Here is a 16,341-nt window from a genome sequence, read left to right on the forward strand (position 1 = left end):
AATCTCAGCCGAAAGGAGACCCGCATGGCCAGTGCCGCCTTTGAAGAGATCGTCGAAGATTTCGATTTTCTGGAAGATTGGGAAGCCCGTTACGCCCATGTGATCGACATGGGCAAGGCGATGCCCGCGCTGGAGGACGCCTTCAAGGTGCCCGCCACCAAGGTCGATGGCTGCGCAAGCCAGGTCTGGCTTCTGCCCGAGATTTCCAGCGGCACGTTCCATTTCCGCGGCGACAGCGATGCGCTGATCGTGCGCGGGCTGATCGCAGTCTTGGGCGCGCTTTACGACGGGCTGAGCCTGGGTGACGTGCTGGCGGTGGATGCCCCGGCCGAACTGGGCCGCTTGGGCTTGGACGAAGCACTATCCTCGCAGCGCTCCAACGGGCTGCGCGCCATGGTCGAACGCATCCGCAAACTGGCCGCCGAGGCGGTCGCGGCCTGACCCCCTAAACCATCGAGAGAACGCAACCGAAACCCGACACGGATTTCGGGTCATTTGCCGTGTCGGCAAACGGGGTCCGTGTGCTTCACCCCGCCAGGATCAGCTCCACCTTCAGCCCGCCTAGCGCCTCGCTGTCACCCAGACGCAACCGCCCGCCGTGGCCGCGGGCGATGTCGTCGGCGATGGCAAGGCCCAGTCCCACGCCGGGGCCTCGGTCCTGATTGCGGGCCGCATCCAGCCGCGCGAAGGGTTTCAGCGCCTGTTCGCGATCCCCGGGGGCAATGCCCGGCCCGTCATCCTCGACCACAAAACGCACATCGCGCCGCCCGGTGACGACCGACAGGCGTGCCATTGAACCGTAGCGGTTGGCATTGGCCAGCAGGTTCTCCAAGGCACGGCGGATCGGCACCGGGCGCATCGGCATCTCACCGACCTCTTCCAGGACGCCCAATTCGACCACCAGCCCCGCCCGCGCCGCATTCTCGGCCAGTTCATGGGCCACGGTGACAGGGTCCACCGGCTCCGGCGTGCCCTCCAGCGCGTCAGAGCGGGCGAAGCTCAGGAACTCGTTCACCAGACGCTCCATGTCCTCGACATCTTTCTCCAGCGCCTCGCGCGCGGCCGGGTCCTCCAGCAGCGAGAGTTCCAACCGCATCCGGGTGAGCGGCGTGCGCAGGTCGTGACTGACACCGGACAGCATCATCGTGCGCTGCTCCATCTGCCGTTCGATCCGCGCACGCATGTCCAGAAACGCCTTGCCCGCCGCGCGCACCTCGGTCGATCCCGCCAGCCGATAAGATTCGTTGCGGCCCTTGCCAAAGGCCTCGGCCGCGCGCGCCAGACGGCGAATGGGGCGCAGCTGATTGCGCAGGAACAAATAGGCGATCACGGTCATGAGCAGCCCCGTCAGCACCATCAGTACCAGCAATTGGTGGGGATTGGAGGCCGACACACGCTCGCGATCAAACCGCACAAGCATCGGTCCATGGGCCGTTTGGAGCCCCAGGACCACCTGTCGACGATCATTGTCCAGAACCACCCCCGTGACGCCGGACAGCCCGCCCCGCAGGCTGCGCGTCACAACACCGCCGGTCAGATCCCGCCACAACCGCTGATCCCCTGTGGGCACTTGCCCGGGCAAGGTCACCTGCAACGCCAGAGGCTCCAGAAACGGCTCGATCGCACTGCGGGCCGCAGCCACATCCGGCGCATCGTTTACCTGTCGCGTCAGGTAATCCAGTTCCACCACCACCGCATCGGTCATCTGTACCGTGATACGGTTGAAATGGCGCTGGATGAAGCCCACGGACACCACCAGTTGGATCGACACCACCGGAACGATCAGGATCAGGGCAGCCCGCCCATATAGCCCGCGCGGCATGAAATGTTTGAGCCAATCGAAGAACATGTGGCGACAGTAGGACGCGGGGTTCCGCTTGCCAATGCCCACCTGCCCCGCGTCAATACCCGCACCCAACACCGGGAAGGAGAATCGCATGGCCATGTCCGCAGAACAGGTCCGGGAGATGATGAAGGGCGCCCCGCCCGTGGGCGTGCTGGAGCCGCTCGAGCCGGGCATCCGCCGCATTCTCGCGCCCAATCCCTCGCCCATGACCTATTGGGGTACGAACACCTATGTGGTCGGCGAGGAGCGCGTGGCGGTGATCGACCCGGGCCCGGCGGATCCGGGCCACATGCAGGCAATCCTCGACGGGCTTGCTCCGGGAGAAGAGGTCAGCCACATCCTCGTCACTCATGCCCACCTCGACCACTCCCCCCTCGCCCGCCCGCTGGCCGAGGCCACCGGCGCCCCCGTGCTGGCCTATGGCGACGCGCTGGCTGGTCGCTCCGAAGTCATGGCCAAGCTGGTCGCAGGCGGGCTGACCTCCGGTGGTGAAGGGGTGGACGCAGCTTTCCGGCCGGATGAAACCCTGGTCAACGGCGAGGTGATCCATGGTAACGGCTGGACACTCGACACGCTCTGGACCCCTGGGCACTTCGCCAATCATCTCTGCTTTGCCCTGGGGGACGCAGTCTTTACCGCAGACCACGTGATGGGCTGGGCCAGTTCGCTGGTCTCGCCCCCGGATGGCGACCTGACCGCCTTCATGGCCTCCTGCCATACATTGGCTGCGCGGGCGGACCGCATCTACTATCCGGGCCATGGCGCTCCCGTGATCGACCCCGCCGCGCGCATCGACTGGCTGATCACCCACCGCCTGGGCCGCGAAACACAGATTCTGGCCGCCCTCGCAGCGGGCCCGGGCACCGTCACCAGCCTGACCGAAGCGATCTACACCGACACGCCCGCCTCCCTGATCCCGGCCGCAAGACGCAATGTTTTCGCCCATCTGATCGACCTCACGACCCGCGAAAAGACCCGCGCCGAACCCACCCTGTCGGAGGCCGCAGATTTTTCTCTCACCTGAGCGAAAAAAGTTGAAAAAACCTCTGGACGCCCCCGACCCGCAGCGCTATATCCCCCTCCACAGTTCCGGCGTAGCTCAGCGGTAGAGCAGTTGACTGTTAATCAATTGGTCGTAGGTTCGATCCCTACCGCCGGAGCCAAAAGTTTCAAGGGCTTAGAGAGAGATCTCTAAGCCCTTACTCTTTTCTAGGTACAGCTTAGGTACAGGATTCACGTTGTTTTGAAGTGATTTTCTATGTTCAGCTACGAGCAGAACACCCGGCCCCACGGTCGGTCACCGGCACTTTATAAAGAGAGCGAGGCTGATACCCACCAACGCTCTCCTAACTCCCGGGAGACGGACGTCACTCTCTACGCTTCTTTCTCAAAATGATGATCCCATGAATCGAATTGGCGAGCCCGATTGGAAATCGCCAAACGTAGCCTAGATGAGACCTTTCAATGTCTCCAACAGTTCAACAAACTTCGGCCACCAAATTGGAATTTTTCCACTCATATAAACAAGGAAGCTTTCGAGTATAGTTTTACCGTTCATAATCCAAGAGACAATGTCGTGCGCCAGGATAGCCTCAACACCGATTTGTGAAACCTGCGCACCAACCCTCCAAACCTTCTGAACAATCTTTGCCAAGAAGTTCCAGACAGCCCCATCAGCCTCGTGGTCGGAAATAGCCTTCGAACCAGTGGGAACCTGTTCGTCCAACATTACGCTATTTAGGTACGACTTAGCGTCTGCGTGCAGCACACCTTCACTTAGGTCTAGGTCCAGTATTACCGCCTTCGTGGGGCGATCCCCTCTGCTGTGTGGAGCGACATCCAAGAAATTTCTCTTAAGGCTTTCAAGTTCCAGTGCACCAGGAAGCCCCAAGAAGAAGACGCCGTGTGTCTCCAACAAGTCCAACAAATCAGGGGCAACAAAAGGCGGAAGTACTTCTGCTGTTCGCTCTTGCTTCTGCGCCAAATCATGAGCTTCGTATGCCGACCTTAGTGCGTTTCCGGTAGACCACAAACCAGACAACGTCGTTTCTGAAATCGGCCTAGCTAGTTGGGCCCTATATCTCTCCAAGCGATCGCTTAGAACTGCGCACTGATTGGAGCGTTTGCACGCTTCGATTAGGCGTTCAGTTTTTTCGATGCAGTGATTTTTCAGCTCAAGGCCGGTTTCGTCAAGTTCTCCGAGTTGCTGCGCCTTCAACTCAACAGGTGCATTGTCCGGAACAACAAATGTCTGCGCCCCAGGCACTTCTTGAGGAGGAAGATCCCGTAAAAACCCAATGGCGGTTTGCGTTCGTTTTTTGTCACTCGAGATTTTGGAAATCCAATGAGCATCAAATCTTGTCTCAAACTCGGTACCTTGGAAGCTCAATCCTGATTTCTTAATACTCCCGTAGGGCATGTGCATTGTCATTCCCTCACCGGACAGGCTCAGATTCTCAGCTACGGGGTGAAGATCAACCACAGGGCAGCCATCAAGAAACAGCGTGTCAATTCTTTCAAGCTTGGACAGAGGCGATATATCTCCAACCTGAGTATACCCGATTGCAATGTTTCGCAAACGAGCCAAGTCGCCCAGCGGATAAACCTCTGAAAACGAAGTGTAGTTTAGGTTAATCGTTTCTAGGTTTTCTAGTGCCCCAATGGAGGTGAAATCCTTGGCAAGTGACAAGGACAAGTCCAACCTTCTCAGGTTTGCAAGTGATTCAATGGGAGATATATCAGAAACGTTGCATCTACTTAGATCAAGTTCCAATAAACCACCGAGAGACGAAAGCACTTCAACATTTTTGATCTTTGTGTTCTTCAATGAGAGGCGTTCAATTGCGCGATTATCCCGCAGCTCTTCAGGCAATCGAGTTAAGCCAGAGAACTGTTCATAGTGCAAGTTCAACACCCTAACGCCTGATGATATCTGCTTTCGCAGAAAGGAAAGCGCTTCTTCAGAAATCCCGTAGTCTGTACTTCCCATCTTGCTACCAGCTTGGTGTCCAATTCGACTGTACGTTGACAGGCTTGGTGTGCTCTGTCACTGACCTTTTCGGGGGATCAGATTGAGTTCCAGGTTTGGGATGCCCCAATGCCCCCTGAAGCCCTGCGAGTCGCGCAGCACTTTGTAAGCTCGTTTCTTCTGCACCGTGCTGGATAACGAACTGTCAGATCTTGAGGCTGGACTCGTCCGTTCGCATTCCATTGCGTAGAAGCGATAACCCTTCTGCCCGTCCCGATCATATTCAACCCCGTAGAGCGCATCAGGAATAATGTGGGTGCTGCGCCCGTCCAGGATCACAGGCACGGCAAGCGGGTTCTTAGCGCTCTGGGTCGCCTCGGGCGCACGGGCCAGGATTTCATCTACGGGCACGAAGCGCTGGCCTTCGGTCGCCAGTGCTGACAGCTCGATTTCCAGCAGCTCTTCAATGATCATCATCGTGTGCAGAAACTGGGGGCTATAAGACTCACGCGAGCGGCGGGAGAAGGTCACAGCACGAAGTGGGAGCTCTCCTAGCGCCTCCAAGTACCCTACCCCCTTAGTCGTGATTTCATAGAGCATCGGTGTCGCCCTAGCGTCGAATAGCGGCGCTTGGAGTTGGGGCCGATTGAGATAGCCAGTTTCATGAAAGAGATCACCCAACCGTTCAACAAATCGTTTCTCTGACTTGGGCTTAAAAATCCGCATCAAGTGATCCTGACGCAGGTAGCGATACCGATAGAGCCAGCGCAAAATCTCCTGATCACGAGGCGTCAGACTCAGACGCTTGCCACGCGGACTGCGTTCAAACCGGCTACGCCGCCCCAGACTGTCCTTTGCTACAGCCATGGCATCGGCTCGCCATCATCCTGCGGAGGATCGGCTTCAGGTTCATCGTCAGGCCTCTCTGCGGCCTCCTGCGCCCCTTCCCGCAGCTTGGAGTGATGCACGGCGTAGCGAGCGCGCATTTCACTCAGCAGCGCCGCGTAGTCAGTATCACTCATACGAGGGCTGTTCTCCATCTGCCCAGGCACAATGCTGATCGACAGGGCACGTTTGGTTTGCCCCTTGATGAAAGCCGCAAAGCTGAGCTTTTCCTGTTCTGTGATGAACACGGCATCACAGCGCAGATCGTTCGAAAGAGCGCGAGCATCTTTAGCCGACACCCCACCAGCAAACTTGATGGCGGTATTCGCGGAGATGGCATCCTGCAAGCGAGGCTCAAGCTGGCCCAAGAACTGATGCGCCAACACCATGCCAACATTGTACTTGCGGGCTTGGGACAGAATGATACCGACATTCTTGTCAAAATAGTCGCTGGCCTCATCCACATAGACAAAGGTTGGGGTGCGATCAGCTTTGGGCAGTACGGCCCGTTCCTGTGCCGCCTGTGCAATCATCGCAATGAAGAAGCGACCAAAGATCTCCGTCCCCTGCTCTTTCAGCAGATCCTTGGCGGTGTTGATCAGGATAACCTTGCCCGCGTTCATCTCGGCAAATAAATCAAGCTTGCTTTTGGGGTGGCTAAACATCCGCTCCATGGTTTGGTTTTCCAAGATCCCATAGAGGCGGCGCACGACCTGGCGCTTGGTGGCAACGAACTCCTTGCCGTTGAACTCAGTGTCAAAGAAGGCCCGCGCCGAGCCTTCGAGCTGGTTGATGTAGGTTTGGTATTTCTCGCCGCCGCCATCTTCCAGCAGCTCGCGCAGCGTGTGGATCGTCGCCCCCGGAATACGCAACAACAGACGGGTGATGTAGCGAAAGATCACCGTTTGCTTCTGCGTCATGCCCGCATCCAACAAAGACCCAAGCACGAAGTCATAGAGCTCCAAGATCGAGTTTGTCAGGCGTTCTCGATCTAGCGGAGCGTATTGATCAAGCCGCTCAAGCCCCGCATCGAACAGATTGAGTGCGACCGGCCATTCAAGGTCAGTTGGATCGATCAGCACCAACCGATCCGCCAAAAGTTGCCCAGGCGCGAAGACATCCAGCCGCGCAATCGTATTGATCAGATCACTTTGGCTATCCATGACGATGATCGAGGCCTCGCCATCGGCCACCGCTTCAAGATCCCGCAGGATCAGACTTTGCAGCGTTTGGGTTTTGCCGTGCCCACTTCCTGCAACAATATGCATGTGCTCAAAACGGGTGGCCGTGGGCAAATAGACCGGCACTCGATGATCCAGCAATTTGAGAAGCGGCGTCCCGCCCAGATAGATCCGCGCGCAGCCCCCAGCCTCTACAGCACGGTTCTTGGTGGGTAGTTTGAGTTGTCGCTCACGACTGCCTTTGCCTGGCAACCCGCCAGAGGCCACCAGAGCATTCTTGTGCAATCGCCCTCTCAGATTCTGACAGATCTTCAGTGGCTCCAGATCAGCGGCAAAGCTGGTCTGAATCATCCGCTCCACCTGCGCAGGCATATCCGGGATCATATCGGAGAGCTTGGCAGTAAAGGCGAGTTCTGAGTCTGTGGTATCAGCCACCTCAAGCAGGCTGGGACAAGCTTTGACCAGAGGCTCAATCAACGAGGCAAGATAGCGCACGGTCAGCACAGACGCCTCATCATGCTCCGCACAAAAGGCTCCGATCCGCCGCACTTTGTCTTCCCAAGTCCAAAGCTCAGATTGCGGCGCGGATGGGTCTGGCAGCGGCGGAATGGCCTGCCATCCTTCAAGGCGGCACATGTCGGCCATGAAGCTCACTAGGCGGTCGCGGAAGGGTGATGGGCCACCTTCTCCGCCGACAAGGCTCAAAGCCCCATCCACAATCCAAACAGCCCAGGCACACAGATCGTCATCAGTTTCAATCCCAGCGGCAATTTGCTGCGCGCGGACTTGCTGCCCAAGCGCAAAGGCTTCCTTGTGTTCTTTTGCAAATTGCGAATCCGCAATGCCTTGTCGGAAGTCTTGAGAGATTGCTTCACCAACGCCCCACCCTGCAAAAGCGGTACTGAAGCCGCCTCCAACAAAGCGGCCAAGATCAACGGCGATCTTAAAGCGCTTATCCACCGTTCATCCCCTAGGCTCGCTTGGTCAAAACAGCCTGTTTCAACAAAGCAGGATCCAGAGGCTCGATCTCAATCACCTCTCGATCATTCCAATGCTTTGCGCTTTCCAGTACCTGGCGCAAATGGCTCGCCATATTGATGATGGCCGTTTCCTTCTCGATCAGCGCCACCACGCTATAGCATTGGAACTCTCGGCCATTGACCAGCAGGTCATTCACGTTGATCTGTTCCCGCTCTTGCTGGAAATAGACAACGGTCATTGCCACGGTGATCACCATCGCAACCGACACGGCAAGATCAACGCTGGTAAGAAACCAAGCAGCGACAAATCCCAAGATCCCAAGCACAAGCCCCTGCCGAAAGGCCTTGCGCAGATCCGTTGCAGTATCCCCCATCACCAAGGGAGCTTGAGCAAGGCTGTACCGGCTCAGAAGCTTTTGCTCAGCCTCATCCAGCTCCAATGTAGCTCTCAGTTTGAAAACAACCCCGCTCCCAATCCTCAAAGGGACCAAGCTCATAATTGACCCAGAGGATTGCTCTCGTTTCAAAGCAAGTTTCATCAGACAAATCCCAACAATAAAATCACGGCATCCGTGATTCACGACTCAATCAATGCGTTTATCTAATACCTATAATGCACCATAAGGGAACATGGTTTCACATGCCTCATGGATAGCCTGGGGGATACCGTATCCCCAAGGAAATCCCCAAGAAACTAGTAGACTAACCTCCCTGAATTTGTGCTCTGCCTGGCGCACTCATGTCCGAAGCTACTGAGGAAGATCAAAGGCGTCCGAGTTGTTTTGCCAGCAACGCAGCAGCGGAAATGTCTACTCCACTTTCATCATCTTTGATAATCCCATCCTGAGTTGGCCGGAAAAGTGAGGCCAGGATAATTGCCTCGTTTTCTTTACCCACTTCCTTGCCTTCTTTCATCGCAAGATAAGTCTCCGCGAAGGCCTTCTTTTCGCTCGCATCCAACGCAAGGTGGCGTTCGCTGAGATGGATTCGATATTGCAACCGCGCAAGCCATAGCAAAAGGGAAGTCACAAGGAGTAACCCTGTTACTGTTACCGGCCCCTTCGCGGAGAAAACCCTCTCACATTCAGACGCGGGTGACGCTGGAATTGCTGGCGAGGTTTCAGTTGCTGCCACTCCTTCGGATGCGGGAATAAGGCAAACAACTTCATTGAAACTCGCTGCAATATAGTCACCTCCCACGAACGGAACACCAAGCCCAAACAGGATTGCCAGAACGCCGACTGTAATGAATAGCAGCATCGCGCGTCTGGCCTGGTTTGCATGTTTTTGCTCCCGACCTTCCCAAAGCTGAACGGGCGCACGTAGGCGCAACTGGGTTTTGAACAGCTCTTGCAATCGTTGGAATTCTTCGACCCTTGCGTCTTTCGCTCGCATGCTTTTCAGCTCAAATAGACGCACCTTTTTCTCGGCTTCATCGAACCTTTCAGCAACGAGTTTGTTGGTGCCATCTCTCCAAGCTTTAAAGTGCATATCACGCCTGCGGTTCAGCCGCAGTATCGTTTTATGAACCCGTCGGGCTTCTGCCTTCTCCTCTTCAAGATGATCACGCAATTCCGCCTCATGCTTCTCATGCACCTCTTGAATTCGTGAAACTTCTTCCGAAAGCGCGTCCACATGGTTTTCCGCAGTTCGAGCTGCACCTGCTATTTTGGCGGTGGAAACATTGTTGTACGGCAAGGCCAAAACGACTGGAGCAACTTCAACTAGAGTCTTCCCTCGCTGAACCAAACCTTGAACACGGTCGCCATTTCTATACTCAATAGCACCTCCCTTCGAGACAAAATACACAAAGCTGGCCAAAGCCTCGCCCCGATATTCTGCATCAAATAGGCCGCGAATGAGTAGCCCTTCCAGTGAATCCGAGGGAGGTGGGAGGAGGCATCTCCCAGAGGCCCCTCCAGTCGCAGTGTTAAACTCACTCCGCTCTTCAATACGATCTAGGAGTCTGACTAAGGAAAGAGCTAGTTCCTCTGCTTTTATTGTCTGCCCATAACGGCGTGACAGCGATGTTTTCAGGTCATCCCGTACGTAGTCCAGGAACGCTGTCCAGTTCTTGATTTCGTTCTTTAGATACGTCTGCATCCCCTTCTTTGAGGGAAAGACAACATCCTCTCGGCTTTGATAGTGAATTCTGTATTCGTGTTCTGACATGGGCAATTGGCTTCAATGGGCAATGGCGGATCGTTGTGCCACCTCGTACTACAACCAGGGGCAACATACAAAAGCGGAGATAAAACATCGGCAGTACTTTCAGTATTTGCGAACCTAACGCAAAGCCAGAGTTTCTCCCAAACATCGTGGAATGCTGGTCTCTACAATCACCACATCCGAATGCAGAAGGTGTCCTTACGCTGAAACCGTTGGAGATGGTTATTTTAGAGCTGCTTCAAACTCTGGCACATCAAAACGCACAACATGATCCACGCCGCCAATGTACTTTTTCACATCTACCCGCAAGTCATCACCGCCATAGTTGAGATCACCCAAAAGGAACTCGTCAACCATCATTTTACGCAAGTGAGAGATGGGCGCATCTTTAGAAAGAGCACCCACATCTCGCATGTAGCTTTCAAGCAGGCCGGTGATGAAGCTTTCGGTCAACCTTTCGCTCCTAAGCACACAGCGCATAGCATTAATGCAGTCTTTCGCCGCCCAATAGGGAATGCTGACATCTCCAACGCCTTGAAGTGCTCGTGCATCCTTATGCGGGCTATCCGCTGGTAAGTCCCTTACGATCTGCACCCACTTTCGAAGGCAAAAGGTGGCTTCGTATATTAGGCGATTTCCTAGCGTCGGGAACTCATCATCAAGGTTTACTCGATCATCTGTCACATTGTGTACGGCTTCCAACGCCCTAACGAGGACGGACATGTACATCAGCCACATATGATCCGATATGCCTTGCCGCGCGGCGCATGTGACCATGATGTCAAAGAAATGGATGGTGTTGAAAACTGGATCAGCCCACAAGTCTTCATCAATCGGACATGGGGCGTTTAAAAGTTTGCCGTACTCCTGATCACTGCGGATCATTCGGGTTGCTTCATCCCCAACCGGTTTCCATATTCCGTACTTAGCACCGACCGAAGCATCGTCAAAGAAGCCCGCTAGGAGGACGCTCTTCGAGTCTATCGCATAACCAATGTTCCCTGCAGTGTTCTGGGTTGCCATCAGTTCTTTATAGAAGTGGCTGGCTTTGTCATTGAGCGCATCGCGAAAAAACCGGGTTCGGAACTCATCATTCTTCCACCCTGAGCGATTCATTAACGCCATTGCGAATTCGGGTTTCAAACGCACTAACAGCTTTCGAACGCCATCAGATTGAAGGATCAGGTCATCTATTTCCTGAGCCGATTGATGCGCCTTTCTTCGCGCGGGAACCAGACGCGCTAGCGGTCTCATCCTGCTCGCCAAGCACTTGGGAACGAGGGGGTTACCTTCATCATGAATACCAAAAAAAGGATTGGTCGCCTTTAGATGCATGTCCAGCATCCGATGATGTAACCGCTGACTGAATAGGCCTTTTTCAACCGCTTTCCGTATGGTTCCCAAGTAAGGCGCAACCAATTCAACAAGCTCCAGATATCTACCCTCATCATACAAACGCTCAGATAGGGTTTTGAGATTTCCGAGGCTGATCGCCCTAGGTTTTGCTCGAACGTGTAATAGAAGGGCTAGTAGCATCCAGACAATCACAACTAGAAAGGCTGCCTCCTGATTGGAGAAGCCAGCAGGTTGTCTACTAAAATCAAAGTAGGAGAAAACCTGATCGAAGTTGCCTGAAGCCAGGGCTTCCAGCTCAAAGAAGAATTCAAAGAATGCAACGAGGGTGATGGCGACCGTGCCGAGGGCTAGTTGGCGGAACATATTCAACCGCAACCTTAATCGGCTCACAGGGCTCAGTATTGCGTAGGTTGCAATCATTAAACCCATGAACGTGAGAAATCCATCTAAGCTCATTCTTTCTCCAACAAACAAACTGGCTGCAATACCTAAGACCAAATGCTCTGGGACTAACCCAGTTCGTACCCTAGAACCCTAATGCACGCCGAGCACATCTGTTTCCTTCGATACTTCATCGAAATCAGATGGTCCACTTGAGCCGAGTTTTTCTGCGAAACTTCGGCGCGAGAACTCCAAACGCCCCACTCACTACTATCTTGAAGATTGGTAGCACAAACACCAGAGTTTGGTCTTATGGGCATTGCCTGCGGCGAGATTGCCGATTGAAATGAAACTGTATTTGTATCGTAAATGCCCACGGATAATGCAACGAAAGAGCATAGGCCTTTAGGTTCTGCGCCAGAATGCATGGTACAATTCACAGCATTGAATTATGTGAGACACACCATATGAAACTTTCCAAAGTTGAAGTGAAGAATTTCCGACTTCTCAAAGATGTTAGCATTCCCCTGGAAGATGAGCTTTCTCTAATAATTGGAAAGAACAACTGTGGGAAAACCTCTCTCCTGCTACTCTTGGAGCGGTTTTTGGGAAGTTCAACACCCCATTTCGCCTACGAAGACATAAGCCTAGATACTAGCCGCAAGCTTCTGGAATGGATTTCGTCAGACACCCCTGATACTCCGCCCCCTGACAACATCTCCATCGAGCTTGTCGCATACATTTCATATGATGAGAATGACGACCTTTCCAACGTCGGCCGGACTATTCTCATGGATCTTAATCCTGAAAATAAAACCTTGGTCCTGGTTTTCGAGTACGGAACCGATGAGAAATCTCTCGCCCAGCTCAAAAAGGATTTCAAAGCTGAAAGTGCTCGAAGGATCAAAGCTAAAGCTGCTCCTATCACTGCCGCTGACTTCGCAAGCAAGACACACACGAAGTATTTCAAAACAAGTAGGAAGAGTGTGCTTTTTGATGTCGCTGCCAACAAACCTGATTATGGACACTTCAAGGATCTAGACAAAGAGAAGATCAAGCTAGATCGCATTATCCAATTTAGATCCATCGGCGCACGAAGGGACGTTTCGAACAAAGAAGCGGACAAAACCCTTTCCGCACAATCAGCTGAAGAATTTGATCGAATTGTCGCCTCTGAAGGCGAGGTTGCGGCGGTTGAACGCTTTAAAGATAGCTTAGCCCAGACTGACAAAGAACTTGATGGTGTCTATGATGAGCTATTCAACGGCCTGCTAAAGGACATCTCCCAGTTTGGCGGTCTTCGGAAAGGCGACAGCCAGATAAAAGTAGTATCAGCCCTTCGCTCCAGCAAGCTCCTCAAAGACAACACTGTAGTTAAATATGCGAGCGGATACAGCGATCTTGAGTTGCCAGAGAACCACAACGGACTTGGCTACCTTAATTTGATTAGCATGATCTTTGATCTTCGAGGTGTTCTGCAAGCGTTTGCAGGGACACCTGAGAAGTCTCCTGCTGACATAAATCTTCTATTCATCGAAGAACCGGAGGCCCATACACATCCACAGCTTCAGTACATCTTCATTAAGAACATCAAGAAGCTCTTAGAAGACGCCAGTCAGCCCGATGGAAAATCGAAGTTTTCCTTGCAAACTATTCTATCAACCCACTCCCCACACATCGTTGCTGAAAGCGAATTCGATGAAATCAAATATCTGCGCCGCATAAATGATGTGGTAGTGGCAAAAAGCTTAAGAGACCTATCGGAGCGATATACAGACGAACCAAGTTGGTTCAAGTTCCTAAAGCAGTACCTTACGGTACACCGTGCAGAGCTCTTTTTTGCTGACAAAGCAATATTCATTGAGGGTGATACCGAGCGCGTACTACTCCCCGCCATGATGACTAAAGTCGATCAAGAATGCCTGGTTGAAGAACTGAGCGCAGACGGGCCACTTTCCTTACCCCTTAATTCGCAGAACGTATCTATCGTCGAAGTCGGGAACTATTTTAAGACGTTTGAAAAGTTCGTTCAATTCATTGGGTTAAAGAGCTTGGTAATCACTGACCTAGACGGACGAAACGACACCGGACCCTGTAGATCGCAGGATGCAAGCGGGACCAGTAACGGCACCTTCGAGCATTTCTTCAAAGATAAGGACGGTCAAGCAATAGAATTCGAAGCCTTGTGCAAGCTGAAGGAGGACGAAAAGGCATTCACTTACAAAGATTCTGGATGGGCAAATGACTCAAACGGAATGCTGCGTATCTCGTTTCAAACAAAAGAAAAGAATGAAGCAGGTCGTGAGTATCAAGCGAGGAGTTTTGAAGATGCTTTCCTCCATGTGAATCTCTCCTTCTTGCGGGATACCTCCTCCGAAGGGGATGGATCACTCAAATCGCCCTCGCCGTTCCCGAGTTTAACGAAGAAACACCTTGTCAAATTTCTTAAGGATGCAGACGCCTATGAAATGGCAACGAAAGGCATCGGGAGCAAACCTTCGTTTGCAATCGAGGTCCTACTAAATAGCCAGGACAGCCAGATTACAATTAAGCCTCACGAGTACCACAAGCTACCAGAACAAACTCTCATGCAGTTGTTCGTGAATTGGAATGTCCCGCATTACATCCGAAATGGGCTTACCTGGTTGAGGCAAGACTGATGCTAGAACAAGAAGTCAAAGCCATTTTAGACCATGTCGAAGCTGGCAATAGTTTTTTGCTGAGCGGAGGCGCTGGCAGCGGAAAAACCTACTCATTGGTAGGCGTCATTGAAGAACTAATAAGACGTCATCCGACATCAAAAATCGCATGTATGACGTATACCAACGCAGCAGCAAATGAGATTTCGGAACGTATCGCCCACACAAACTTGGACGTTGGCACAATTCATGATTTTCTTTGGAATATTATCAAAAACTATCAAGTGGAGCTAAAAAAGGCCGTTCTCGAAATTCACAATGACCAGGACAACGACAAGATCCGATACACGGGGACAGATATCGAGCCTGAAAATCTAGCTGATAACCCGGTTCAGTACAGAGAATACGTTTCTGCAAGAAAGGGTATCATCTCACACGACGAAGTGATCGCAGTAGCAAAAACACTATTTGGCAAGTATCCAAAGCTATCGGACGTTGCCAAGAGTATGTACCCGTACGTTCTGGTTGACGAGTACCAAGACACATCACCCGATGTTGTGAAAATTCTGCTTGAGGACCTCACTCAGAGCAAGAAACCAGCCATAATTGGTTTTTTTGGTGACTCAATGCAATCGATTTACGATGGGTCTGCGGGAGACCTCAATGCCTATCTCAAGACAGACCAGATCAAAGAAGTTGTTAAAAAACAAAACCGGCGAAACCCACAATCCGTTATCAACCTCGCAAATGCCATAAGGAATGATGGCCTAGAGCAACAGCCTTCTAACGACCAAAATGCCCCTAATATGCTTGATGGAAAGGTCAAGCCGGGCTCGATACGTTTTATCTATTCAACAGACGAAACCCGCGATACGGGTGAAGTCCGCAATAGCTTAGGTTGGGACTTTGAAGACGTCGAAAACGTTAAAGAGCTTAATCTCACCCACAACCTAAATGCTCCAAGAGCAGGATATCGTGCGTTGATGGAGATCTATGACAAAGACAAGCTCCTCGACTACAAAAAGCGAATTTCAGATTACATTAGAAAGCAAAACATCTCCGACGACTTCTCCAGCATGACATTCGGCCAAGTCGTCGATCAGCTCCTTGCAGCAGCAGGGAGCGAGAATGAACGGAAGAAGGTTCAACCAACAAAAGGAATGCAAGAGTTCATCGATGCAAACCCAGACCTTTTGAAACTAGCCAGGGCACAGGACTACGAGGGATTTAGAAAACTCTACGTAGAAAAAGGTCAGCTAATTGATGACAAAAAGGATAGTGAAAATGATGCGAATAGCACCCGTTCAACCCGGGACGACTTGATTAAACACCTGTTTTCCATCCAGTCCATTCTTCATCTCTATACAAATGGAAAAGTGTCCGAGTTCCTTCAGAGAACCGATAGAAGAATCCATCGCCTAAAAGACAAGAAGGAGCTTCACTCCGATATTGAGACTCTAAAATCGATGACGGACTCAAGCATCAACGAGGTTTTAGATTTCTGCAACTCTACGGGATTGCGTCGTATTGATGATCGGATTGATGCATTTAAGGCAGAAAAACCCTACCTTTGGGAAAGAGTAGCGAAGACAGCTTATGGCGAGTTCATCGCCTTGTTCGAGTATCTTGAGGGCCGCACCCCATTTTCGACGCAGCACAAGGTCAAAGGGGACGAATTTGACCGAGTCTTTGTTGCTTTGGATAACGGGAACTGGACAAGCTACAACTTCGAATACTTGCTCTCTGACACCGGAAGGGAAACGGTACGGGACAGGAGTAGAAAGATCTTCTACGTGTGCTGCACCCGCGCAAGGGAAGAGCTTGTTGTCTATTTCAAATGTCCATCTGAAACCGCTCTAGCCACTGCGAGAAAGTGGTTTGGCAAAGAGAATGTTGAGTGTATTGATATCAAGGCAGCGCCATAGCCTGTAACAAC

The 16,341-nt window shown here is 52.5% G+C and carries 11 protein-coding genes and 1 tRNA gene; 5 read left to right on the top strand and 7 right to left on the bottom strand.

Features of this window, described 5'->3' with window-relative positions; genetic code table 11:
• Window positions 1-24: 24 nt before the first annotated feature.
• A complete protein-coding gene (locus ACO07D_RS19035) occupies window positions 25-441 on the top strand; it encodes a SufE family protein (protein WP_421704502.1) in 417 nt (138 codons plus the stop codon).
• A gap of 85 nt (window positions 442-526) precedes the next feature.
• Here the strand turns inward: ACO07D_RS19035 and ACO07D_RS19040 are convergent, their stop codons facing one another.
• Entirely contained in the window at window positions 527-1,849 is a 1,323-nt protein-coding gene (locus ACO07D_RS19040; protein WP_421705074.1) for an ATP-binding protein, read from the bottom strand.
• 88 nt (window positions 1,850-1,937) lie between these two features.
• On the opposite strand from ACO07D_RS19040, the gene ACO07D_RS19045 reads away from it, so the two are divergent.
• Both ACO07D_RS19045 and ACO07D_RS19050 read left to right on the top strand, forming a co-directional pair.
• Window positions 1,938-2,870, top strand: a complete 933-nt coding sequence (locus ACO07D_RS19045; RefSeq protein WP_421704503.1) for an MBL fold metallo-hydrolase — start codon at window positions 1,938-1,940, stop codon at window positions 2,868-2,870.
• Window positions 2,871-2,934: 64 nt separating this feature from the next.
• Window positions 2,935-3,009 (top strand) — tRNA-Asn (locus tag ACO07D_RS19050).
• Window positions 3,010-3,293: 284 nt separating this feature from the next.
• Here ACO07D_RS19050 and ACO07D_RS19055 read toward each other — a convergent pair.
• The 6 genes from ACO07D_RS19055 to ACO07D_RS19080 form a co-directional block, all read right to left on the bottom strand.
• Window positions 3,294-4,835, bottom strand: coding sequence for a hypothetical protein (locus ACO07D_RS19055; RefSeq protein WP_421704504.1), 1,542 nt, complete (start codon window positions 4,833-4,835; stop codon window positions 3,294-3,296).
• Window positions 4,836-4,892: 57 nt separating this feature from the next.
• Window positions 4,893-5,681, bottom strand: a complete 789-nt coding sequence (locus ACO07D_RS19060; RefSeq protein ID WP_421704505.1) for a replication-relaxation family protein — start codon at window positions 5,679-5,681, stop codon at window positions 4,893-4,895.
• Complete coding sequence (locus ACO07D_RS19065; protein ID WP_421704506.1) at window positions 5,672-7,840, bottom strand: type IV secretory system conjugative DNA transfer family protein; 2,169 nt, start codon at window positions 7,838-7,840, stop codon at window positions 5,672-5,674. Before ACO07D_RS19065 ends, ACO07D_RS19060 begins: the two co-directional genes overlap by 10 nt.
• Before the next feature lie 10 nt (window positions 7,841-7,850).
• A complete protein-coding gene (locus ACO07D_RS19070) occupies window positions 7,851-8,300 on the bottom strand; it encodes a hypothetical protein (protein WP_421704507.1) in 450 nt (149 codons plus the stop codon).
• A 322-nt stretch (window positions 8,301-8,622) separates the two neighbouring features.
• Window positions 8,623-10,032 (bottom strand): DUF6161 domain-containing protein, encoded by a 1,410-nt coding sequence (locus ACO07D_RS19075; protein WP_421704508.1) that lies wholly within the window; start codon window positions 10,030-10,032, stop codon window positions 8,623-8,625.
• A gap of 219 nt (window positions 10,033-10,251) precedes the next feature.
• A complete protein-coding gene (locus tag ACO07D_RS19080) occupies window positions 10,252-11,841 on the bottom strand; it encodes a hypothetical protein (RefSeq protein ID WP_421704509.1) in 1,590 nt (529 codons plus the stop codon).
• Window positions 11,842-12,233: 392 nt separating this feature from the next.
• On the opposite strand from ACO07D_RS19080, the gene ACO07D_RS19085 reads away from it, so the two are divergent.
• Both ACO07D_RS19085 and ACO07D_RS19090 read left to right on the top strand, forming a co-directional pair.
• Entirely contained in the window at window positions 12,234-14,426 is a 2,193-nt protein-coding gene (locus ACO07D_RS19085) for an ATP-dependent nuclease (RefSeq protein WP_421704510.1), read from the top strand.
• A complete protein-coding gene (locus tag ACO07D_RS19090) occupies window positions 14,426-16,330 on the top strand; it encodes a UvrD-helicase domain-containing protein (protein ID WP_421704511.1) in 1,905 nt (634 codons plus the stop codon). The genes ACO07D_RS19085 and ACO07D_RS19090 overlap by 1 nt, the downstream gene beginning before the upstream one ends.
• Window positions 16,331-16,341: the final 11 nt, after the last annotated feature.

Origin of the sequence: Aliiroseovarius sp. (genome assembly GCF_965228805.1) — a bacterium.
Lineage (GTDB): Bacteria > Pseudomonadota > Alphaproteobacteria > Rhodobacterales > Rhodobacteraceae > JASBTN01.

Excerpts from the sequence above, each read along its gene's own strand:
- ACO07D_RS19035 (WP_421704502.1), top strand. The coding sequence starts at position 25 with ATGGCCAGTGCCGCCTTTGAAGAGATCGTCGAAGATTTCGATTTTCTG.
- ACO07D_RS19040 (WP_421705074.1), bottom strand. The coding sequence starts at position 1,849 with ATGTTCTTCGATTGGCTCAAACATTTCATGCCGCGCGGGCTATATGGG.
- ACO07D_RS19045 (WP_421704503.1), top strand. The coding sequence starts at position 1,938 with ATGGCCATGTCCGCAGAACAGGTCCGGGAGATGATGAAGGGCGCCCCG.
- ACO07D_RS19055 (WP_421704504.1), bottom strand. The coding sequence starts at position 4,835 with ATGGGAAGTACAGACTACGGGATTTCTGAAGAAGCGCTTTCCTTTCTG.
- ACO07D_RS19060 (WP_421704505.1), bottom strand. The coding sequence starts at position 5,681 with ATGGCTGTAGCAAAGGACAGTCTGGGGCGGCGTAGCCGGTTTGAACGC.
- ACO07D_RS19075 (WP_421704508.1), bottom strand. The coding sequence starts at position 10,032 with ATGTCAGAACACGAATACAGAATTCACTATCAAAGCCGAGAGGATGTT.
- ACO07D_RS19080 (WP_421704509.1), bottom strand. The coding sequence starts at position 11,841 with ATGAGCTTAGATGGATTTCTCACGTTCATGGGTTTAATGATTGCAACC.
- ACO07D_RS19085 (WP_421704510.1), top strand. The coding sequence starts at position 12,234 with ATGAAACTTTCCAAAGTTGAAGTGAAGAATTTCCGACTTCTCAAAGAT.
- ACO07D_RS19090 (WP_421704511.1), top strand. The coding sequence starts at position 14,426 with ATGCTAGAACAAGAAGTCAAAGCCATTTTAGACCATGTCGAAGCTGGC.